This window comes from Rhodomicrobium sp. Az07 (assembly GCF_018619475.1).
Classification (GTDB): Bacteria; Pseudomonadota; Alphaproteobacteria; order Rhizobiales; family Rhodomicrobiaceae; genus Rhodomicrobium.
In genome coordinates, this window is record NZ_JAHFZG010000001.1 from 250,731 (window position 1) to 272,092 (window position 21,362).

A 21,362-nucleotide genomic window follows, 5' to 3' on the forward strand; every position below is an offset into this window, starting at 1 on the left:
CTGCACTCACTCCGCCGCGCGGGCAGCCGATCCTAGCGGCTCGTCTTCCTTCAGATCGCCCGCCTTGACGAGCCGCTCGAAGATGCCGCCCGCCTCGGCCAGCGCGGCGAACGTTCCCATCTCGACGATGCGCCCCTTTTCGAGCACGAGGATCCTGTCCGCGCTTGCGACTGTCGAAAGCCGGTGCGCGATGAGAAACGTGGTGCGTCCACGCCGCACTTGGTCGAGTGCGCGCTTGATCTTGAGTTCGGTCTCGTTATCGAGCGCACTTGTCGCCTCGTCGAGGATCAGGATCGGCGCGTTCTTCAGGATCGCGCGGGCGATGGCAATGCGCTGGCGCTCGCCGCCCGACAGCGCCGAGCCGCGTTCGCCGATAACGAAGCTATAGCCGCCGGGTTTGGCGAGAATGAACTCGTGCGCTTCGGCCAGCGTGGCCGCTTCTTCCACGTCGGCGTCTGTGGCGTTGGGGCGTCCCACGCGAATGTTTTCCGCGATCGAACGATTGAACAGCCCCGCATCCTGAAACACCACGGCGACGGACTGCCGCAGCGAGTTCAGCGTCGCGTCGCGGATGTCGACGCCGTCGATGAGGATACGGCCTTCCTGCGGATCGCGCAGCCGCTGGAGCAGCGCGAGCGTCGTCGTCTTGCCCGAGCCGGTCGGGCCGACGAGCGCGAAGGTCTGCCCCGGCGCGGCGTCGAAGTCGAGCCCGAACACGCCCTGATCGCTGTTCGGGAAGCGGTAAGTGGCGTGATCGAAGGTGACGCGACCCTTCACGTTTTCCAGCGGCACCGCGCCCGGCTTCTCGATGGTCACGCCGCTCGTGTCGAGCAGGTCGAAGAAGTACTGAAGCGTCGGCGCCTGCATGAAGATGCGCGCGACGAAGCTCGAAAGCTGGTCGAGCTTCGAGATGAGCAGTCCCGCGAAACCAACGAAAGCCACGATCTCGCCCACCGTCACTTCGCCCCGCTGCGCGAGGATCGCGCCGATGGCGAAGACGGCAACCATGGTGATCGTCGCGGCGGCGCGCGTCAGCACGGTCAGCATGGCCCACCATGTCAGGACGGGATATTGCGCGCGCAACAGATCGGCCATGAGGTTGCGGAGCGCGCTCGCCTCGTCCACGAGGCGCGTATAGCTTTGCACCACGGTCACGTTACCGATCACGTCGCCCACGCGGCCGAAAACATCCTGATGATAGGCTTCGACGTTCTCCTGCCCGCCCTGCGTCCGCTTGATGATGACGATGTTGGCGAGGAAATACAGAACCGCGAGCGCGGCCAGCAGCGCTGCGAGCCGCGTGTCGATGGAGATGGCAACCGGGATCAGCAGGACGATGCTGATGATGGCGGTCAGGTGCTCGCGCAGGAACGAGAGCCAAAGCGCGAAAAGCTGGTCCGTGCCCGCGAGGATGATGCGGACGAGGCGCCCAGTGCCGTGCTGGGCGTGATAGCTCACCGGCAGGTTGATCGCGCGCTCGAAGGCCGCGCCCATCGCCGCGAGGCGCTGGCGGTGCGCGAGCCGGTCCGCCATGATCGACAGCGCGACGCTCGCGATGATGTTGAACAGCCCGAGCGCCGCCCATATGGCGATGATCGGAAAGGCTTCGTCGCCCTTCGACAGCGCGTCTACCACGCGGCCGAAGAGGATCGGTTCAGCGAGTTGCACGATGGCGATGGCCGCGCCCGCCGCGACCAGCGCAATCGCAAGCCAGCGCTCGGAAGCGAGCATGCCGAGAGCGCGAATGTATATCCTGGCCATCTTCATGACGCGCCGGCCCGATGGGATGTGGGGGTTGAAAAATGAGGCACTTGCGTCGCTGACGAAGAAAACTATGCCGCCCGAGGCGTCCGCATCGCATGCGGAGCGGCGATGCCGACTGTCTTCTGCATTCCGTCGGAGAAAATGGCCACGACGCGGTCATCGGCAAGGAGCGAGAGACGGACCACATCGCGTTTCGCCCAACCGTCCGGCGCAAGTGTCGTGACCTTGACGCGTCCGGCCTCGCAGGCGAAGCAGGTCAGCGCGCCGAAGGGATGCACAAGCCGCAGCCTGCGACCGTCCGCCGTCCGCACCGGCAGCGAGATTTCGGCGGGAGCGTTGAGCGCCGCGCCGCCCTTCGCCTCGAAAATGTAATCGTGACCGACGGCATGCCATGCGTTTTGCGCGCCTTGACCGCCGAGGCGGACGAAGCAGCGCCATACCGCGCCGATCCCGGCGTCCGCCGACACGCAGACCCAGCGCAGACGCAACCCGATCCGCTCGCCCTTCGCGCCGATGATGGCGGTGTTGCCGGCGGGGAATGAGGCGGCCAGAAACTCGGCTTCGCCGCCGCTGTCGATACGGTCGGGAAACTGGGCGCCGAGCACGGGCGTCGGTATGGCTCCACGCGTAAGCGGCAGATTGCAGCCGTAGGCGACGGCGCTTGTCGCGAGAGGTTCGAGGTAGCTTGATGGAAGCACGAGAGATTTCGGCTCGCCATCGAGATTTCCAGCGGGCCAGCCGACAATCGGCTCAGAGAGCGTCGTGACGATGCCGCCATCCGCGCCGAGGGCAAGCGGCACGGGAAACGCATGGGGCCTTGCGCTGCGCTCGAACATGAAAACCAGCCGCCGGATCGGATCCTCTACGCTGTCCTGACTGTCACATGAACCCGTCACCAAAGAATGAATCGCGAGAACGGCTTGTCCACAGCGGTTGTGTGGCCACGAAAAAGCCTGCTATGAGCGGTTAAGGAAATCGAATTGGGCTTTGCGGAAGCGAGCTTGCGAAGGTGGCGGTCATGACTGTTGCGGTGGTGATCCCAGCGCTGAACGAAGAAGGAAATATCGGCCGTCTCGTCGAGGAAACGCTGCGCGCCATCGCGCCCGAGGTTCTCGGCGAGGTGATCGTGATCGACGACGGCAGCACCGATGGCACCGGCGCGGAAATCAAGGCCCTCGCCGCGCGCGATCCGCGTGTGCGCTACATCCGCCATAGCGCTCGCTCCGGCCAAAGCGCCGCGATCCGCACGGGTGTTCTCGCGGCGCAATGCCCCCTGATCGCCACGATGGACGGCGACGGTCAGAACGATCCCGCCGACATTCCGAACCTGTTGAAAGGCCTCGGCACGCCCGGCAAATGCGGCCCGGCGCTTGTGGGCGGCGTCCGCGTGAAGCGCAAGGCGGTCGGCTCGCGGCGCATCGCGAGCCTTCTGGGCAACCGGGCGCGCGCCGCGATCCTCAAGGATCAATGCCCGGACTCGGGCTGCGGCATCAAGGTTTTCTGGCGCGAGGCGTATCTGCGGCTGCCGTTCTTCACGAGCATGCACCGCTTCATGCCCGCCCTCTTCCAGATGTACAGCCACAAGGTGGAGTACGTGCCGGTGAACGACCGGCCGCGCATCGCGGGGCAATCGAAATACACGAACTTCAACCGCGCGCTGCTGGGCGTCTACGACATGATCGGCATCGTGTGGCTGAGGCGGCGCACGCGGGTGCCGGAGATCGCGGAAGATACGCTTGGCGTGGCGCGGCTGAGGGAAGCCGCCCCGGTGCTCCGGGTTGCGTCGGTCGCTTCGCGGCAGACGCACTGACGCGTTTTTCGAGCGAACGCCTCGCGAGAGGAAGACGCGCCAAGGATGAGCCGGAGCTTTTCCGCATGAACGGGAAAAGCTTCGGAAGCAGCGCAGAGGCATTGGATTTGTCCCGCTTCGGTGCAAGCGGGCGATTCCGGGGCCGTTTCGGCCGGTCCGTGAAGCCGGGTTAGCGGGCGGCCTTCAGCCCAGAACGGGGATTCGCATGGACATCGCAAAGTTCAGTCAGTGGTGGGCGCAGGTTTCGGACGTGGAGATGGCGTGGGTCATCTTCGGTTTCGCGGCGCAGTCCATGTTCTTCATGCGCTTCGTTCTGCAATGGATCGCGAGCGAGCGCGTCAAGCGCAGCATCGTGCCGGAAACCTTCTGGTATTTCAGCTTTGCCGGCGGCCTCATGCTGTTCGTCTACGCCGTTCATCGAGCCGATCCGGTGATCATGCTGGGGCAGCTCGCGGGTCTCTTCATCTATGCGCGCAATATCTACCTCATCTGGGCGCACAAGCGCACCGAGCGCGCCGCCGCGAACGCGCCCGCCGGTCTTCGCGCGGCGGAGTAGCGATTACGAAGCCGATCCATAGCGCCGAGCAATGAGGCCCACCGCCAGAAGAATCGTGGAAGCACGCTTTTCGAGTCCCTTCATGCGGAGCCAAGATGAACAGAATCCAAGATCTCGACCGATTGCCCGATCGTGGAAACCCGACAGGTGAGCCAACCTCACTGCGGAAAGCTTATCTCGACCTCATTTGCGACAGCCTCGTCGGACGTCTCAACAGAGATCCGGCGATTCAACCGCACATCGGGGGCTACGACGATATGCACCGGCTCAACGGCTGGGACTGGCCGTCCGGCGCGCCGTCAATGATCGGCTGGCGTCGCATGAGCCACCTCAGGGCCGAGTGCGAGCGAGTCTTGACCGAGCGGGTTCCGGGCGACTTTCTGGAAGCGGGCGTCTGGCGCGGTGGCGCGGCCATGATGATGCGCGCGGTGCTCAAGGCGTACAACATCGGCGACCGCCGGGTTTTCGCCGCCGACACGTTTGCAGGTCTCCCGGACGACACAGACGCCAGTGACTCCGCTGCCGTCCTGCACGGCAACCCCACGTTCAGCGTCTCCCTCGACGAGGTGAAGGCCGCGTTCCGCCGCTACGGTCTTCTCGACAGTCAGGTCGTGTTTCTTGAGGGTCCGTTCGCGAAAACGCTCCCGAGCGCTCCCGTCGCCTCGCTCGCCTTGCTGCGCCTCGACGGCGATACTTTCGCAAGCGCGCGCGACACCCTTGCCGCCCTCTACGAGAAGCTCTCGCCCGGCGGCAGCCTGATCCTCGACGATTATTTCCTGTTCGAGGATAACCGCAGCGCCGTCGAAGCCTTTCGATCCGAGCGCGAGATCGCCACCCCGATCGTGCGGATCGACGACTACGGCGGCTACTGGATTAAGGACAGGCGGCGGGGTTAGACGCGCCCGGCGAGAAAAGGGTAAGGGGATAAAAATCAATCGCTGATTGGACAGATCCCTCGAATAGCCATATAAAAAGGTGGCAGCCACGTCAGAAGAGTTGCGATCTCAAATGACGTGACTAACCACTACTTACTTAAAATGCGGTCTTTCCGCATTTGGCAACACCTGCCTTTCTGGTTCGCCCGGTTCAAGGGGCAGGGCTTCAATGCGGGAGCGACCCGCTATTCACGGCCTCGGACGCCACATCCGGGGCCGAAACTTTTTTGGCTCCATCCTCAGTGAGGGAGCCAATATCCTCCATCAGAACCCACCTCTTTTTCTCCAGACTCCAGCGAACATGCTTTCCCTGTAGTCTCTGGATCGCGTTGGACACGGATGGCTGCTTAGTTTTGATACCTTGCCGTTCTAGATAGTCGACAATAGCCGATGGCGTTCCGATTCCATCTCTGATCGCGTCGAGGACTCCGCGCGCCACAATTCCGCGTTTGTTGGTCCCATGCCGTTCAACGCGAGCCTCGTCTCTCTCAATTGCGGCTATCGCAATTTCCAAATGCTCAACAGCTCTCTTGGTCTCAGCGAGCAGCGCTCGCTGGGCCTTAAGCTCCTCTCTTAGCCTCTTCAGAACGTCTGCCACTGTTACCCGCTTCCATTGCTGATCGTAATAGATCGATTCCGTTGTCTCATCAACGTCGCTCATAGCGTGTCTCATCAACGTCGCTCATAGCGGTATCCTGAAAAATGGAAGGTTTTCGGTTGCCGAATCGTAACGTTACGTGTAGTGCAAGCACTACACGTAACGAGTTTATTTGTGGATAAGTCCAAATCTTCTAAACCGCTCGGCAGGATTGGGGAACACATGCAGGCGCGCATTATCGAGACGTTCTGCGAAGGCAAGTTCTGCGATGCGCGTAACGAGGACAGAGTTTTCGCGGGCGAGCGCCATATTGCCGTCGTCGACGGGTCGAGCGCGGCGCAGCCCATCGCAGGGCGGCCCGGCGGCATCGCGGCCGCCGAGGTCATTGTCGATGTGCTCGCCAGCTTGCCATCCGGCGCCACCGTCGACACATTCGAGCGGTCGGCGCAAAGGGCTCTCGCCGATCTTGCGCGCGCCCACGCGGTTGCCTCTCCCTATGCGGCCACGGTGGTTCTTTCGCTTGAGCGGGGCGAAATCTGGCGAATCGGCGACTGCCCTTTCGCAGTCGACGGCGTGTGGAACATTCCCGAGCACAATCCACACGAGCGCGCCTTCTTCAATTTCCGGCGGATGATGGTCTCGGGCTACGCTCGCGCCCACGGCGACAGACCGGCGTCGCCCGGTGTTTCCGCAAACAATCTCGAAGCCATCACCCGCGATTGGCTCGCGATGACGAAGCACTGGGTCAACGCCGACAGCGACGCCTTCGGTTTTGCCGCTCTCGACGAACGTCCCGCCCCCGACCGTTTCAAGGAAGTGTTTCCGCTTCCGCGCGACGCCCGCACAATTATCCTCGCGAGCGACGGCGCCGTCGTCTCGCGCCAGGGCCAAAGCGGTCCGCGCGACGTTTCCGCGATGCTCGAAGAAATCGAGGCCGTAAGGATCGCCGACCCTCTCTGCCTCGATGTCTTTCCCTACTGGCGCCGCTTCCTAGACGGCGCCCGCTTCCTCGACGACACCAGCTTCATTGCCGTCGAGCTTGTGGTCTAGCCGCGCCGCCGCCTCGCTCGCGACCGATTGCTCGAACAGTTCGTGGTTCTGATCCACCCAATCGACGAGCTGCTGGACGCCATCCTCCACGCCGATCTGCGGGGTCCAGCCGAGTTCGGTTTCGAGCTTGCGGATATCGCTCACATAGGCGCGCTGGTCGCCCGGCCGCCAGTCGTCGAACCTGAGCGGGATCTTTCTGCCGAGCTTGCGCTCGAGGACGGCGATCAAATCGAGCAGCGAAAGAATGTTCCGAGGGCCGCCGCCCACATTGAAGGCCTTGCCCGCAATCTTGTCCGGCGCCTGGATCGCGGCCTCGTACGCGCGCAGCAAGTCGTCGACGTGCAGCACATCGCGCACCTGCCGCCCGTCGCCGTAGATCGTGATGTTTTTCTTTAGCCGCGCTGCAATGGAGAACCAGGCAACCCAGCCCTGATCCTCGACACCGAACTGCCGCGTCCCATAGATGCACGACTGCCGGAACGACGTCGCCGGTATCCCGTAGATGCGCGCAAAATCGAGCGTGTACTGGTCCGCCGCTCCCTTGGAGCAGCCGTAGGGCGACAGGAAATCGAGCGGCTCCGTTTCGGAGATGCCGAACGGGCGGTTTGTATAGCCGTAACGGCCGCCCGACAGATGCGTCCCGGCCGAAGCGATCTTCCCGTAGACCTTGTTCGTCGAGGCGAAGATGAAGACGGTCTCTGGCGAGAACCGGCGCACCGCATCGAGCACATTGAACGTCCCGAGGGCGTTCGCCATGAAGTCGGCGCGCGGGTCAGTGACCGAGGTCGTCACCGCCACCTGCGCGGCGAGATGGATCACGGCGTCGTAAGGCTTCGCCGAAACCACGCGGTCGACCGCCCTGCGATCGCAGACGTCAGCCCGCTCCAGATCGAAGGAGAAGCCGTCGCGCAGCCACTCCAGGTTCTTCTCGCTGCCTTCGCGGGAAAGATTGTCGAGAACCGTGACGTACCAGTTCCTGCTGCCGAAATAGCGGGCAGCATTGCAGCCGACGAAGCCTGCTCCCCCGGTGATCAAGACGTTTTTCGTGCGCATATGCCCCCCGTTGCCCGGCCCGCCAATATAAACCGCGACCGTTCGACCATAGCTGTGCCGCTTTAGTCCCGCCAATCAGAAAAACGGCACCTCGCCCGTGAGATCTTCTTGCGGGGCCGAGTTGGAGCGCCGATCATGACGCCGGGCGGCGGGATGGCTCCTGCGGCGCGGTATGACGCGTGTACTCAAATGCGGGGGCGAGCTTTGCATATCATTGTCACTGGTGGGGCCGGGTTCATCGGTACGCACCTCACCCGTCGGCTTCTCGACGAAGGTCACCGCGTTACCGTTATAGACAACGAGTTCAATTCCAGCCGGGTGAGCGTGCCCGAAGGCGCGCGGTTCCACTCCGGCGACGTCAGGCGGCCCGAAGACCTCGAACCGATTTTCGCGGAGGGCTGCGACGCGGTCTGCCATCTGGCCGGTCAGGTCTCCATCATCCGCGCCTTCGAGAACCCGGTGGGCGATCTTCGCACCAATGTCGAGGGCACAGTCAACGTCGTGGAGATGTGCCTGAAGCACCGCGTATCGCGTCTTATCTATGCGAGTTCCATGACGGCCTATGGCGACACGCCCATCGTGCCGACGCCTGAGACGGAGTGCTGTCGCCCCGACAGCTATTACGGGATAACGAAGTTTGCCGCCGAGCGGTTCGTCCACGCAACCGCCGCGCGCCCCGATCTCGACTTCGCTTTTGACGTCACGTCGTTCCGCATGTTCTCCGTCTTCGGTCCCGGTCAGGCTTGGGACAACCCCTATCAGGGCGTGCTCGGCATCTTTCTGGGCAGAATTCAGCGTGGCGAACCGATCACGATTTTCGGGGACGGCGAGCAGACACGCGACTTCGTGTTCGTCGACGACATCGTCGATGCATGGGTTGGCGCCCTCGATAACGCGCAGGCGACCGCTGGTAAGGTGTTCAACCTCGGCAGCGGCCGGTCGCACTCGATCAACGAATTGGCCGCGAAGGTTATCGCCGCGCACGGTTTGCCGGAAGGAGGATACGACCTCCGCCACGCGCCGGGACGCCCCGGCGAACAGCGCCGGGTTCAAGCCGATATCCGGTTCGCGCGCGACACGTTCGGCTGGGAACCGAGGCGTAGCTTCGAGGATGGGCTAGCCTTGACCATGCAGTGGGCCGGCGGCAATAGAGGAAGCGACGGCCCGGCGGCCAGGCCGTAAGGGGATAGAAATGAAGATCGTCCTTGTCGGCTCCGTCGACCCCTGGACCCGCAGTGTCGCCACCGTTCATCGTTACGTGGCATTGGGTCCGACGCTCGGTCACGACGTCGCCCTTTACGGCCATCCGAATCCCGAGCTTCCCGATCTCAAGACGACGCTCGACACGGACGACGCCGACCTCGTCGTCTTCCTCGTGCAGGTTCCCCGCGATATTCCCGACATGCCGGGCCTTGCCCGCATGATGGATCGCATCCCGCGTGAAAAGCGCGTGGTGCTCGATCTCTGGGGCCGCTTCAACGAAACGATCCGCATCGACCACGACTTCAATCACCTGGAAAAATTCGACGGCCATCCCTCCTGGGAGTGGATCGAGGCGATTTCGGCGCTCGGCGGCGTTGTCCTGCAACCGACGCTCAAACCGCGCCGCCCCGATGTCGGCTCGTTCCTGTTCCACGGCTTCGACCGAAACGCCGTCGCCCGTCCCTGCGAATCGGCCGAGGAAGCCGCCGCCCGCTGGAAGTCCGCCGACCGCGCGGCGCGTCCTTATGGCGCCGTCTACGTTGGCAGCAACTGGCAGCGCTGGTCGCAGGTGCGGCCGTTCCTCGAACATTATCGCGCCGTCGCGGACAAGGTCGGTCAGATCTGCCTCGCCGGATGGGACTGGACGGAGCGCCCCGGCTGGGCGGTCGAGCTGGGGCTTCTCGGCGTCGACACCGACCCGGACCTTCTTGCAGACCTCCGCGTCGAGGTTCGGATGGGGATCCGCTTCGACCGTGTTGTGCCGCTGCTCGCACAGGGCCGCTTCGCCCCGGTCTTCCACCGCCCGCTCTTCAGCGAGCTTGGACTGGTTACGAACCGCACGTTCGAGACCTTCCTCGCAGACACGGTTCCCGTGCTGATGCTGCCGAAAGCCTTCGTCGAGGAAATTTTTGGCGCTGCCGCGCTTAAACTTGTCCCGAAGGAGGGCGTCGCGCGCCATCTCGAAGAGCTTCTCGACGATCCCGTCGCGACCTGGGACGCCGTCCTGAAGACCCGCCAACATCTCGCAAGGCATCATTCATTCGAACGGCGCTTCGCGGAGCTGGAGGCGCTGACCGCCGCGCCTGAGGCACTGAAAGCGGCGTCATGAAAATCCTGTTCGTGATGAAGACCAGGGGTAATGCGGGCAGCACGCACGCGGTGGCGAATTACATCCGCCTCGCCCCTGGCTTTGGCCACACGGTGGCTATTTTCGGCTCGCCGATCTGGTACATCCCTGAACTCAAGTTCTCGATGGATATCGAGGATTTCGATCGCGTCGTCTACCTGTTCGAGACGGAACTCTACCGGATACCGCCGCTACAGCAGGCGATCATGCTGGGGCGCTTCCCGCGCGAGCGGCGGCTCATCGTGGATACCGACGGTCTCTACAACGACCTGATCCAACTCGACGGCTACGATCATAACCACCGAAGCGAAGCCGACCGCCAGTCATGGATCGCCCATATGGATGCGCTCGGCGACCGCGTCGTCCAGACGCTGCTGCACAAGCCGCAATTCGCTAAGGCGAGCGCGCTCCCCTTCTTCGGTTACGATCCATCGCTCGAAGTCGATGCCGCCGCGAGTCCGGCGAAGCAGTGGGACGTGCTCCATGTCGGCCACAACTGGTGGCGCTGGCGCGAGGTGGAGAGCGAGCTTCTTCCCGCGTTCGCAAACATTCGCGACCGCGTCGGCCGGATCGGCTTTCTCGGACTGTGGTGGGATGCGCCCCCGGAGGAAGGTCCCTCGGTGAACCCCTCCGACGCCTTCATCGCCGACCCTTATGCCTTCAGGCGGCTTCGCATCGAAACGCCGCCAGCGGTCAACTATAACGATGTCATCGCGACGATGAGCACGGCGCGCATCAACATTCTGACGCAGCGTCCGCTCCTGCGCCATCTCAGACACCTGACGCTGAAATATTTCGAGGTGTTTTGCGCCGACACGATCCCGCTTCTGATGCTCGACGACGACCACGCGGAGGAGGTCTACGGCCCCGCCGCGCGCGAACTGACGCTCCCCGGTCGCGCGGCAGAGAAGATCCTCGACGCCCTCGAAAACGAGGAGAAATATCGCGCGATCGTCGCCGACGTCCGCGCCCACTTGCGGGCTCGCCATCGCTACGAGGCGCGCGCACGCGAGTTGTTCGAAGCGCTCGACTGCGGGTCCGCGCCGCCTCCCAGCATGACGCCGGAGAGGCGCACATGAAAATCGTCTTCGTCTATTGGGGATACGAAAATGCAGGCTCGATGCTCGACCTGCGCGGCTATACGCGCGCGGCGAAAGCGATGGGCCACGAAGCGCATGTCTACGGCCCGCGCGATTGGGCATCCGGCCTCGATTACTCGAAGAGCCTCTCGGGCGCCGACGCTGTCGTCTTCGTCGTCGAATGGACGACAGCCCTTCAGTTCGGCGACAATCTCGACTGGCTCCGACTTCTTGATTCTGTCCCCCGCGAGCGGCGTCTCATCATCGATTGCGACGGCCATTACAATGAGCCGATCTGGTTCATGGGCGACTACAACCACCGTTCCCTGCAAAGCAGCGCCGAGTGGATCGATTTCTGCGACAGCCTCTCCGACAAGATCTTCCAGCCAACCTGCCGCCCGCGCCGGAAGAACGTCCGGCCGTTCCTCTTCCATATCTACGATCCGGGTTGGGAGTCGCCGATCGCGACCGGCCGCAAAAAGCCGTTCGACATGATCTATGTCGGCCATACCAAGCATCGCTGGCGCGGCATGTTCAAGGTGTTCAAGGCCATCGAAAAGGTCCGCGACAAGGTCGGCCGCGTCGGACTCGTCGGCGAGGGCTGGGGCGACGTCATCGACTGGATGGAGCAGGGCGAGGCCAAGGCAAAGCACTATGTCGACCGTGCCTACATGCAAGCCCATCGCTTCGAGGGCCTGCCTGCCGTCCCGTTCAATGAGGTCGCCGCCACGATTGAGAAGGGTGTGTTCAACCCTGTCGTCTACCGCCCGGTGTTCGAGCAACTCGGCTTTGTCACGTGCCGCACCTTCGAGACGCCGGCCTCGGGAACGATTCCGCTGCTCCTGCTCAATCGCGACTACGTCGTCGATGTTTTCGGCGAAAGGGCCACGGAGCTGATGATCAGTGGCGAAGAGGACAGCGACAAGATCCTCGACGTCCTCGACCGCCCGCACCACTACGCCGAAATTGTGATGGAGATCCGCAAGGACTTTCGCGAGCGCCACAGCCCGGAGGCGCGCCTGCGCGAACTCATCGGCTACATCCGGGAATAGGGGATCGATGGCCGCCGCGAAAACGATATCTCCGGGTTCGAACCCGCCTGCGGTCGCCTCGGCGATTTCGCCCGGTTGGCATCTGAACCGGCTGCGCTACGGCTTCAACGAGATCGACGGATGGCCGGGCTTCGCCTTCAGCGACAACCGCCACGAGATCTACCGCCGCCTGCGGCTGATGAACACCGAGGTCGTGCGTCTCTTTGTCTTCGACAAGCCGGTGCCGTGTCCGTTCAAGAACTGGCGCTGCTTTGCCGCCGTTGTCGATGGCGTGCTTGCCTCAGGCGCCAAGCCGATGATCACATTCGCGAAGTTCGAGCCGCCCTACGACTCGTCCCGCCAGATCGAGCGCTTCGTGAGCCGCGTCAGGGAAGTCGTCTGGTGCTGCCTCGATTCGTGGGGCGGCGATGAGGTCAAGGACTGGCAGTGGTGCGTCTGGAATGAGCCGAATAACCCGGACGTCGGAGGCAATCTCTCCTACCCGGACTACCTGCGGATCTACCGGGCCGTCGCCGAGGCAGTCTTCGAGCTTGTCGCTCCCCACGTCGGCGGGGCGCGCGTGAAGATCGGCGGGCCTTCCATCGACGGCACGCAGCGCGCTTACTGGCTCGACTGGATCGCGCGGCTTCTCGACGACGTCGGCGACGACAGGCTCGCCTTCGTCAACTGGCATATGTACGCCGACTGGCGACCCGCCGCCCCCGCGGAAACCGTCTCCGTGAAGCTCGTCGACGACCCGCCTTCGCCAAACGGACCGGTGTTCGAGGCGCTCACCATGGCCTGCACGCCGCAATATGAGGCCCGCGCTCGTTCCGTCGCCCGCCTCATCGGAAATCGCGACATCTCGAATGTGTGCGGGGAACTCAACACCATCGCGCACCATGAACGCGTCTTTACCGGCGACCTCAACCGCAACGTCTTCGGCGCCGCCTACTATGCCTCGGCGATCCTCAATCTGATGCGCGGCGGCGCGGATCTTGAGATGCGCTGGACGGCGACATCCAAGCACTGGAACGGACGCGAGGACGCCTACGGCCTGATGAGCAAGGACGGCGTCCCGACGCCTCCGGCGCTCGCGAAGCAGATTCTGGCCCAGCACGTTCGCCGTGGCGACATGATCCGTTTCCCCGATCCGGATCCCGCGCTTTCCGGGATCGACGCGGTGATCGCCAGGGACACGAGCGGGCGATTGAGCGCCGTCCTTGTCAACACCCTGCCGCAAGTGCATACGATCGAACCGGCATCCCTCGGCTCTGGTCTCGAAGGCTGCGGCGACCTTTTGCGGCTTGACAGCAGCACATGCGGCGCCGTCGTTCGCGAGGCGGTCGCGCCCGCGATCCGTATCGAAGGCTGCGGGCTCGTGGTTGTGAGCGAAGATGCCCGCGCGACTGTGATCGACTGAACGAAGCGAACGGTTGTTTTTATGATGAGGTTGCCGCCGGCGCATGATCAGATGCGGGCCGGCAGGCGTCTGAGGGAGTGGGCACTTGGATAAAGCACTTGGCTGGATCGGCGAGATCTTCCAGACCTTGATGAAGCTGTTGCCGTGGCTTGTCATCGTCCCGGCGACGCATGAGGGCGTTGCCTTCGTCCGCGGCCGCCATGTGAGAAAGTGGGGGCCGGGACTTCACTGGTACTGGCCGGTGGCGACGCAGTACAAGACCATCGCAGTCGTTCGGCAGACGCAGCTCATCCAGTCCAAGGTGGTGATGACGAAGGACAAGCAGACCGTAATCGCGGGGGCGCTGGTCACATATTTTGTCGACGATGTCGTCTCCGCGCTCGCCAAGATCGCCGACCTCGCGTCCGACGTGATGGAGCGATCCCAGGGCGCGATCTACGAGGCCATCGGCAAGCACACGCTGGAAGAGATCCAGTCAAATCGCGGCGCTTTCCGCGAAATCCTGACCGAACGCGTCGGCGAGTCTCTTAACGGCTACGGCGTGCAGATCATCCAGGTCCAGCTCACCGAGTTCGCGCCCGCCCGCGCGCTTGCGATCAACACGCGCGGCGCCATCGGGCACCACGCGATGTGGACCGGATTCTGACGGCGGTGGCGCGCCTGAGTTGAGTGTTGCGGTGCCCGTTCGGATCGTCTCCTGCCGTGCGACGCGCCGGTGCTCCTTGATCTTCGTCCGTTTCAGGTCGGGCGAAGCCTTGTTTGATCTGGCGGCGCGGCGCCCTTTTTACATAAGGCACGGTTCTTTGAGGTTTATACTATGCGATTGGAAAAGACTTCCCTTGTCACCGGCGGGGCCGGGTTCCTTGGATCTCATCTTTGCGACCGCCTGATCGCGGACGGTCACCACGTCGTCTGCGTCGACAATTTCTTCACAGGATCGAAGCGGAACATCGATCATCTGATCGGGCATTCACGTTTCGAACTCATCCGCCACGATGTGACCTTTCCGCTGCATATCGAAGTCGATGAAATTTACAATCTCGCTTGCCCGGCATCGCCGATCCACTACCAGCACGACCCCGTGCAGACGACAAAGACCAGCGTTCACGGCGCCATCAATATGCTGGGACTTGCGAAGCGCCTTCGATGCCGCATTTTCCAGGCCTCCACATCTGAAGTCTACGGCGATCCGATAGTGCATCCGCAACCGGAGGAGTACTGGGGCAATGTCAATCCGATCGGTCCACGCTCATGCTACGATGAGGGAAAGCGCTGCGCAGAGACGCTGTTCTTCGACTATCACCGCCAGCACAGGCTTGAGATCAAGGTCGCCCGCATCTTCAACACATACGGTCCCCGGATGCATCCGAACGACGGACGCGTGGTTTCGACGTTCGTCGTGCAGGCGCTCAAGGGCGAGCCCATCACAATCCATGGCGACGGCAGTCACACCCGCTCTTTCTGCTATGTGGACGACCTCATCGACGGGTTCGTGCGGCTTATGGCCAGTCCGGCCGATATCACCGGGCCGGTCAACCTCGGCAATCCCGGCGAGTTCACCATCAAGGCGCTGGCGGAACTCGCCATCGAGATGACGGGCTCAAAGTCCAGGCTTACGTTTCTGCCGCTCCCTCAGGACGACCCCAAGCAGCGCCAACCCGATATCTCCCGTGCTCACGAGACGCTCGGCTGGCAGCCTTCGGTGCCGTTACGGGAGGGGTTGCGCCGCACAATCGAATATTTCGAAGGGCTGCTGTCGAAGGAGGTGAGACCGGTCGCGGAATTGGTGTGACCCAATTCGGCTGCTTGTCCGGCCTTGAGCCTTACGCTCTTCCAGCCAAGAGGAAGGCCGAATTCAGCGGTTGGCCGCCCGGCGGCACACGCAGCCCGACCCTGGCCCGACGCGTGAAAGCGCGCGCCTCTTTCGGAGCATGCTCATCAAAATCCAGCATTATCAGAGGATTTAGTGGTCGGGGCGGAGAGATTCGAACTCCCGACCCTCTGGTCCCAAACCAGATGCGCTACCAGGCTGCGCTACGCCCCGACAGATCAAAATCCGTAGCGCACAAAGAATTTGAGAGCAAGCACCGTCTGAAGCCGCAACCGGAAATGGCGTGCGGAAAGGCCCGGCAACGGCGCGATACTTGTGCTTGACCGCACTTGCCCGCTCAACCTCGGTCGTGCGCAAGCGGCTCATATCGTGCGCCCGCCGTCTGCCTCCACCACGACGCCCGTCACGAATGCCGCTTCGTGCGATGCGAGATAAAACGATGCAAATGGGCGGGAGCGCTTGCCGTTCCCGCCGTTCTGCCGTTACAGGCTATCGCCGAAATCCGCGCGGAATTTCGCGACGAGCTTTTCCTGCCAGTCGGACACCGGCTTCAACCGCCCGTAGAAGAAGCGGAGGATCTCCGGTTCCTCGACGAAGACAAGGCCGTCGATCATCTTGCGGTTCTGATAGAGCCAGTCGATGCGGTCGACGGCGTAGTCGATCTGCGAACGCGTGAACACGCGGCGCGGCAGAGCGAGCCGCAGCAGCTCCATGTTCGAGAAGACTTCGCTGCCGTCCGGGTTGCGCTGCTCCGACAAGGTGCCGCGTTCCATGCCGCGCACGCCCGAGGCGATGTAGCAGGCCGAGGCGAGCGCCCCCGCGCGATATTGCGCCTGCGGAACGTGATCGAGGAAGCGCATCGCGTCGATGTGACAGCCGAGGCCGCCCGCTGGCGTGATCACCGGAACGCCGCGTTTCACGAGCTGATCCACCATGTAGGCGATGAACTGCGGCCCCTGGTTGATCATGTCCTCGTCCATCGTCTCTTCGAGGCCGACGGTCAGCGCCTCGATCTCGCGGACGGACATGCCGCCATAGGTGAGGAAGCCCTCATAGAGCGGTACGAGTCCGCGCATGCGCTTGTAGAGACCTTCGTCGCGGATGCAGATGCCGCCGCCGCGTACGCAGCCGAGCTTGCGCGCCGAGAAGTAGATGATGTCGCAAAGATCGGCGACGCGGCGGGTGATTTCGCGGATCGAGAGATCCTTGCAGGCGTCTTCGCGCTCTTTCATGAAATAGAGGTTGTCCGCGAGCAGGCTCGCGTCGAACACGAGGATGAGCCCGTATTTGTCGCAGACGCGCCGGACGTCGGCGAGGTTCGCGAGCGAAATCGGCTGGCCGCCGATGAGGTTGGTGCCCGCCTCCATGCGCACGAAGGCGATCTTGTCCGCGCCTTCTTTCCCGACGAGGGCTTCGAGCGCCTCGGTGTCGATGTCGCCCTTGAACGGCAGGTCGCTCGTGACTTCGAGCCCTTCTTTCTTGACGAGTTCCTCGATAACGCCGCCGTTCAGCACGATATGCGCCTTCGTGGTGGTGAAGTGGTAGTTCATGGGCACGATGTACCCCGGCTTGACCAGCACCTGCGCGAGGATGTTTTCGCAGGCGCGGCCCTGATGCGTCGGCAGGATCCAGTGCATGCCGAAAAGCTCGCGCAGCTTCGCTTCAAGGCGCGTGTAGGTGGCGCTGCCCGCGTAGCTGTCGTCCGCGACCATCATGGCGGCGAGTTGCTGATCGCTCATCGCGTTCACGCCGCTGTCGGTCAGCATGTCCATGAAGACATCGCAGTTCTGCAACAGGAACGTGTTGTTGCCCGCCTCGTCCATGGCCTTGAGCCGGTCCTCGACCGGCAGGAGCGTGAGCTTCTGGACGATGCGCACTTTGTGCATTTCCAGCGGGATGGTTTCACCGCTGTGGAATTTAATTCGGGGCACGGGGACTGACCTCTTGTTGAATGTTTCGCTGACCCGGTGCGGAGCGTAGCAACCTTTGCCTCGGCAATCCCATGCGGAAAGAAGACGCGGCGCTTCGACTTTAGCCTGATGCCGCGCGTGATCGTCTTCGAAGCGTTACGGACCCGGCTTCCTTCCCGCGCGTTCCCTCCCCGATGAAGCTCCGAGGGAGAGAAATGACTTCGCGCGAACGCATGATCCGCACCTATGACAAGGCGCTGGTGAGCCGGGGCTACCGGCAGTATTTCGACGACAGCGGCTTCTACAATTTCGGCCTGTGGGACCGGCAGCCTTCCTCGCAGCGCGAAGCAAGCGAAGCGTTGATCGACGAACTCGTGTCGCTGATCGGGCATGAGGGCGGTCGGATTCTCGACGTCGCCTGCGGGCCCGGCGCGTCGACCCAGAGGCTTTGCCGGACTTACGAGCCGCGAAATGTCACGGCCATCAACATCTCGGACGCGCAACTCTCCTCGGCGCGCGAACGCGCTCCGGGCTGCACGTTCATCAGGATGGACGCGGCGCATCTCGACTTCCCCGCCGAGAGCTTCGACGCCGTCATGTGCGTGGAAGCCGCGTTCCATTTCGACACGCGGCAGACCTTTTTGAGCGGGGCGGCGCGCGTGCTGAAGCCCGGCGGAACGCTCGTCATGACCGACATGCTGTTTCGTGGTTTCATGAAGCCCATCGGCAATTTCGGGCAGGTGCCGCCCGCGAATTTCATGCGCGACCTCGACGAGTATCGGCGGCGGATGGCGAACGCCGGTTTCGTAAATATCGATGTGAGGGATGCGACGCGCGCCTGTCTTGGCGGCTTCCGTCGCCACCTGTCTCACTGGCCGGCGGAGGAACGGCGCAAGCAACAGATGTCGCTCGGTCAATCGCTCGTGGCGGGCGTGGTGAGCCGTTCGATCGCGCGGTATTTCGCGGCGGTGTGCAAGACATATGTCATCGCCGCTGCCACAAAGCCGAGCCGCGCGGCGGCGCAAGCGATGCGCGCGGCCTGAGCGGCTCGCGCGTTGTCGCACGCGTAATTGGCGAATGGCGAAGAAATCGGCTAAAGCCCTTGGCGCACGCAACACATGAAAGGGCGGGCGAAATGAGCGGCTTCGCGGATTACGACGCTTACGACGCGGTGGGCCTCGCCGAGCTTGTGCGGCGGCGCGAGGTTTCGGCGGGCGAGCTTCTCGTCGAGGCGCAGGCGCGGGCGGACGCCGTGAACCCGGCCCTGAATGCCATCGTCTGCCGCCGCGACGCCGAGGCCGCGCGCGAGGCCGACGCTGTGCCGCCGCAAGCGCCGCTCGCGGGCGTGCCGTTCCTCGTGAAAGACCTAGGGGCGCCGCTTGCGGGCGCGCCGCTCACCTGCGGCTCCAAGCTGTTCGCCAATTACGTGCCGGACCATGACGGCGAGATCGTCACGCGCTTCAAAGCGGCTGGGCTCGTCGCCTTCGGCAAGACGAACGTGCCGGAATTCGGCCTCGTGCCGGTGACGGAACCGGCGCTGTTCGGCCCCTGTCGCAACCCTTGGGACACCGAGCGCACGCCCGGCGGTTCGTCGGGCGGAGCGGCGGCGGCGGTCGCGGCGGGCGTCGTGCCGATGGCGCATGCTTCCGACGGCGGCGGTTCGATCCGCATCCCGGCGAGTTGCTGCGGTCTCATCGGCCTCAAGACATCGCGCGGCTTGAACCCGGTCGAGCCGTTCACGCCGGATTACGTCGTCGACCATGTGGTGAGCCGCACCGTGCGCGACAGCGCCGCCGCGCTCGATGCAACATGCGGGCGCGCCGATGCGGGCTTTCTCGCGGGCCTCAATGCGCCGCCGCCGCGCCTTCGCGTCGCCGTGGTGCGCTCGGCGATGCTGGCGGGCGCGGTTTCGCCTGTCGTCAAGGATGCGCTCGACGAAGCCGCGCACCTCCTCGCCTCGCTCGGTCATGATGTCGAGGACGCTGAACCGGCGCTCGATTACGACGCGTTCGCCTCCGCCTTCCTGATCGAATGGGCGACGGGCGCGCGCTTCATGCTGGACAAGTTTCCGCCCGCCGCGCTCGGCCGCCCTGCCACGAGGGAGGATGTCGAGTTCGGCACGTGGACGCTGACCACCATCGGCGGCCACCTCATGTCGCAGCGCGCCGAGGCGCAGGCGACGCTCGCCACCGAAAGCGCGAAGCTCGTCGCTTTTTTCGCGAGCTACGATGTGCTCCTGAGCCCCGTGCTCGCCACGCCGCCGCTCCGCATCAGCGAGGCGGGCGCGCCGTTCCCTGAAAAGACCGCCGCAAAAATCGCCGACGCGGCAGGCTCGCCGCAGCGCATGCGCAGCATCGTTCGCGCGGTGGCCCGCAAGAGCTTTGCTTTCGCCGCCTTTTCCGCGCCGTTCAACATGTCGGGCCAGCCCGCGATTTCGGTGCCGCTGTGCGAGACGCCGGATGGGCTCCCCATCGGCATGCAGATCGCGGCACGCATGGGCGACGACGGCCTCCTTCTTCGCCTCGCGCGCGAACTGGAGCAGGCCGCGCCGTGGGCGCAGCGCCGCCCGCGCGTATGGTCCGGTGCATCCAACCGCCAACCCGCTTGATTTGCAGCGCGCCTCCCGCTTAAAGGGTAGGAAAAGGAATAAACGCCATGGAAAAATTCACCACGCTGACGAGCGTCGCCGCTCCGCTTCCGCTGATCAACATCGACACCGACATGATCATCCCGAAGCAGTTCCTGAAGACGATCAAGCGCACCGGCCTCGGCAAGTCGCTGTTCTACGAAATGCGCTTTGATGAGCAGGGCAATGAGAACCCGGATTTCGTGCTGAACAAGGCCGCCTATCGCGCGTCGAAAATCCTCGTCGCGGGCGACAATTTCGGCTGCGGTTCGAGCCGCGAGCATGCACCGTGGGCGTTGCTCGACTTCGGCGTTCGCTGCGTGATTTCGACCTCGTTCGCGGACATCTTCTACAACAACTGCTTCAAGAACGGCATCCTGCCGATCAAGGTCAGCCCGGAAGACCTCGCGAAGCTGATGGACGACGCCGAACGCGGCGCCAACGCCACGCTGACGGTCGACCTCGAAGCGCAGGAAATTCGCGGCCCGGATGGCGGCGTGGTGCGCTTCGACATCGATCCGTTCCGCAAGAAATGCCTGATCGAGGGGCTCGACGACATCGGCCTGACCATGAAGAAGGCCGACAGCATCGAGCTTTACGAAACCACGTCGCAGCTTTCGCGCCCCTGGGCTTGATCGAGCAAGCGCGGATTCCGTGCAAAGGCCGGGGCTTCCCGGCTTTTGTTTTTGGCTAACCGGGAAGAACAGCCGCGCGGATCGCGAAGAACTGGGTCGCCGCGCCGCCCAGCACGAAGATGTGCCAGATCACGTTGTGGAACCGCATCCACTCCATGAGGTGGAAGGGAACGCCCGCCGTGTAGATCACGCCGCCCGCGACGAGCAGCGTCAGCGCATCTTCGGGGAGCGCGCGCACCAGAGGGCGCAGCGCCGCGAGCACAATCCAGCCTTGGACGAGATAAAGCGCAACGGCAAGTCTGTCGAAGCGGCGCGGAAAGCGCAGCTTGACGAACACGCCGAGCGCCGCAATGGCCCATACCGCCACCAGCATTCCGATCCCGGCCCCGCCGCCGACCACCACTCCGAAGGGCGTGTAGCTGCCCGCGATCATGATGAAAATCGCGGCATGATCGGCGCGGCGCAGCAGCTCCTTCGCGCGGCGCTCAGGCGCGAGATTGTAGGCCGCCGACGCTGCAAACATGGCGATGAGGCCGAAGCAATAGACGATGACGGCGGCGAGATGCGCGCCCGGCACCGCGCCCGCCGCCTCGACGAGCAGCCAACCGCTCGCGACGAAAGCGAAGGTTACGCCCGCCGCATGCACGCCTGCATCCGCGATTTCTTCGGCCTTGGTGTAAAGATGAAAACGAGGGCGCGCGTCTTTCATGCCAGCAGCCTGCATCGAAGAGG

The 21,362-nt window shown here is 63.6% G+C and carries 20 protein-coding genes and 1 tRNA gene; 14 read left to right on the forward strand and 7 right to left on the reverse strand.

The features are described from left to right. Nucleotides 1-6: 6 nt before the first annotated feature. Nucleotides 7-1,761, reverse strand: coding sequence for a glucan ABC transporter ATP-binding protein/ permease (locus tag KKP04_RS01100; RefSeq protein ID WP_371818676.1), 1,755 nt, complete (start codon nt 1,759-1,761; stop codon nt 7-9). 71 nt (nt 1,762-1,832) lie between these two features. After that, on the reverse strand, nt 1,833-2,660 hold the full coding sequence (locus KKP04_RS01105; protein ID WP_215025307.1) for a hypothetical protein: 828 nt from the start codon (nt 2,658-2,660) through the stop codon (nt 1,833-1,835). Between the two features lie 122 nt (nt 2,661-2,782). Here KKP04_RS01105 and KKP04_RS01110 point away from each other — a divergent pair, with 122 nt between their 5' ends. The 3 genes from KKP04_RS01110 (at nt 2,783) to KKP04_RS01120 (ending at nt 5,026) form a co-directional block, all read left to right on the forward strand. After that, nucleotides 2,783-3,574, forward strand: coding sequence for a glycosyltransferase family 2 protein (locus KKP04_RS01110; RefSeq protein ID WP_215025310.1), 792 nt, complete (start codon nt 2,783-2,785; stop codon nt 3,572-3,574). Between the two features lie 205 nt (nt 3,575-3,779). Beyond that, complete coding sequence (locus KKP04_RS01115; protein ID WP_215025312.1) at nt 3,780-4,130, forward strand: lipid-A-disaccharide synthase N-terminal domain-containing protein; 351 nt, start codon at nt 3,780-3,782, stop codon at nt 4,128-4,130. Between the two features lie 95 nt (nt 4,131-4,225). Beyond that, on the forward strand, nt 4,226-5,026 hold the full coding sequence (locus KKP04_RS01120) for a TylF/MycF/NovP-related O-methyltransferase (protein WP_215025315.1): 801 nt from the start codon (nt 4,226-4,228) through the stop codon (nt 5,024-5,026). A gap of 205 nt (nt 5,027-5,231) precedes the next feature. Here the strand turns inward: KKP04_RS01120 and KKP04_RS01125 are convergent, their stop codons facing one another. Next, the gene (locus KKP04_RS01125; RefSeq protein WP_215025319.1) at nt 5,232-5,726 is read right to left on the reverse strand and encodes a hypothetical protein; all 495 of its coding nucleotides are present in this window, start codon (nt 5,724-5,726) and stop codon (nt 5,232-5,234) included. Nucleotides 5,727-5,885: 159 nt separating this feature from the next. On the opposite strand from KKP04_RS01125, the gene KKP04_RS01130 reads away from it, so the two are divergent. Then, nucleotides 5,886-6,713 (forward strand): hypothetical protein, encoded by an 828-nt coding sequence (locus tag KKP04_RS01130; RefSeq protein ID WP_215025321.1) that lies wholly within the window; start codon nt 5,886-5,888, stop codon nt 6,711-6,713. Here KKP04_RS01130 and KKP04_RS01135 read toward each other — a convergent pair. Then, nucleotides 6,654-7,766 carry a GDP-mannose 4,6-dehydratase gene (locus KKP04_RS01135; protein ID WP_215025323.1) on the reverse strand — a complete coding sequence of 371 codons (1,113 nt, stop codon included), beginning with the start codon at nt 7,764-7,766 and terminating at the stop codon, nt 6,654-6,656. The genes KKP04_RS01130 and KKP04_RS01135 overlap by 60 nt on opposite strands. Before the next feature lie 204 nt (nt 7,767-7,970). On the opposite strand from KKP04_RS01135, the gene KKP04_RS01140 reads away from it, so the two are divergent. The 7 genes from KKP04_RS01140 to KKP04_RS01170 all read left to right on the forward strand — a co-directional run bounded on the left by KKP04_RS01140 (nt 7,971) and on the right by KKP04_RS01170 (nt 15,420). Beyond that, entirely contained in the window at nt 7,971-8,948 is a 978-nt protein-coding gene (locus KKP04_RS01140) for an NAD-dependent epimerase/dehydratase family protein (RefSeq protein WP_215025326.1), read from the forward strand. A gap of 10 nt (nt 8,949-8,958) precedes the next feature. Continuing rightward, a complete protein-coding gene (locus KKP04_RS01145; RefSeq protein ID WP_215025330.1) occupies nt 8,959-10,077 on the forward strand; it encodes a hypothetical protein in 1,119 nt (372 codons plus the stop codon). Then, nucleotides 10,074-11,174: a glycosyltransferase gene (locus tag KKP04_RS01150; RefSeq protein WP_215025332.1), complete on the forward strand. Its 1,101-nt coding sequence runs from the start codon at nt 10,074-10,076 to the stop codon at nt 11,172-11,174. The genes KKP04_RS01145 and KKP04_RS01150 overlap by 4 nt, the downstream gene beginning before the upstream one ends. Next, nucleotides 11,171-12,226 (forward strand): glycosyltransferase, encoded by a 1,056-nt coding sequence (locus KKP04_RS01155; protein ID WP_215025334.1) that lies wholly within the window; start codon nt 11,171-11,173, stop codon nt 12,224-12,226. The genes KKP04_RS01150 and KKP04_RS01155 overlap by 4 nt, the downstream gene beginning before the upstream one ends. Nucleotides 12,227-12,233: 7 nt before the next feature. Continuing rightward, nucleotides 12,234-13,628, forward strand: a complete 1,395-nt coding sequence (locus KKP04_RS01160; RefSeq protein WP_215025337.1) for a hypothetical protein — start codon at nt 12,234-12,236, stop codon at nt 13,626-13,628. A gap of 85 nt (nt 13,629-13,713) precedes the next feature. Continuing rightward, nucleotides 13,714-14,274 (forward strand): SPFH domain-containing protein, encoded by a 561-nt coding sequence (locus tag KKP04_RS01165; RefSeq protein WP_215025352.1) that lies wholly within the window; start codon nt 13,714-13,716, stop codon nt 14,272-14,274. A gap of 171 nt (nt 14,275-14,445) precedes the next feature. Further along, on the forward strand, nt 14,446-15,420 hold the full coding sequence (locus KKP04_RS01170) for a UDP-glucuronic acid decarboxylase family protein (RefSeq protein ID WP_215025354.1): 975 nt from the start codon (nt 14,446-14,448) through the stop codon (nt 15,418-15,420). 175 nt (nt 15,421-15,595) lie between these two features. Here the strand turns inward: KKP04_RS01170 and KKP04_RS01175 are convergent. After that, nucleotides 15,596-15,672 (reverse strand) — tRNA-Pro (locus KKP04_RS01175). Nucleotides 15,673-15,941: 269 nt separating this feature from the next. Beyond that, on the reverse strand, nt 15,942-17,390 hold the full coding sequence (locus KKP04_RS01180) for a tryptophanase (protein WP_215025357.1): 1,449 nt from the start codon (nt 17,388-17,390) through the stop codon (nt 15,942-15,944). 194 nt (nt 17,391-17,584) lie between these two features. Between KKP04_RS01180 and KKP04_RS01185 the strand changes: the two genes are divergently transcribed. The 3 genes from KKP04_RS01185 to leuD all read left to right on the forward strand — a co-directional run bounded on the left by KKP04_RS01185 (nt 17,585) and on the right by leuD (nt 20,630). Then, nucleotides 17,585-18,412 carry a class I SAM-dependent methyltransferase gene (locus KKP04_RS01185; RefSeq protein WP_215025359.1) on the forward strand — a complete coding sequence of 276 codons (828 nt, stop codon included), beginning with the start codon at nt 17,585-17,587 and terminating at the stop codon, nt 18,410-18,412. A gap of 92 nt (nt 18,413-18,504) precedes the next feature. Beyond that, complete coding sequence (locus KKP04_RS01190) at nt 18,505-19,977, forward strand: amidase (protein WP_215025363.1); 1,473 nt, start codon at nt 18,505-18,507, stop codon at nt 19,975-19,977. A gap of 47 nt (nt 19,978-20,024) precedes the next feature. After that, a complete protein-coding gene (leuD, locus tag KKP04_RS01195; protein ID WP_215025367.1) occupies nt 20,025-20,630 on the forward strand; it encodes a 3-isopropylmalate dehydratase small subunit in 606 nt (201 codons plus the stop codon). 55 nt (nt 20,631-20,685) lie between these two features. Here leuD and KKP04_RS01200 read toward each other — a convergent pair whose 3' ends face one another. After that, nucleotides 20,686-21,339, reverse strand: a complete 654-nt coding sequence (locus tag KKP04_RS01200; RefSeq protein ID WP_215025369.1) for a hemolysin III family protein — start codon at nt 21,337-21,339, stop codon at nt 20,686-20,688. Between the last annotated feature and the right edge of the window lie 23 nt (nt 21,340-21,362).